The sequence below is a fragment of the Limosilactobacillus panis DSM 6035 genome (assembly GCF_001435935.1).
GTDB lineage: Bacteria > Bacillota > Bacilli > Lactobacillales > Lactobacillaceae > Limosilactobacillus > Limosilactobacillus panis.
In genome coordinates, this window is sequence record NZ_AZGM01000141.1 from 815 (window position 1) to 1,050 (window position 236).

2 tRNA genes are annotated in these 236 nt (G+C 53.0%); both read right to left on the reverse strand.

The features are described from left to right. Window positions 1–4 precede the first annotated feature (4 nt). Window positions 5–76: transfer RNA gene (locus tag FD32_RS09020), tRNA-Glu, on the reverse strand. Between the two features lie 7 nt (window positions 77–83). Continuing rightward, window positions 84–175 (reverse strand) — tRNA-Ser (locus tag FD32_RS09025). Window positions 176–236 lie beyond the last annotated feature (61 nt).

Consider the following 236-nt stretch of genomic DNA (forward strand, 5'->3'; position numbering starts at 1 on the left):
AAAGTGACCCGTGCGGGATTTGAACCCACGATACCAGCGTGAAAGGCTGGTGTCTTAACCACTTGACTAACGGGTCATCTCAACGGAGAGTAAGGGATTCGAACCCTTGATACAGGCTTTAACCCGTATACAGCATTTCCAATGCTGCTCCTTCGGCCAACTCGGACAACTCTCCATGGATGCGTGGCAACGTCCTATCCTCGCAGGGAGCGATCCCCCAACTACTTTCGGCGTGT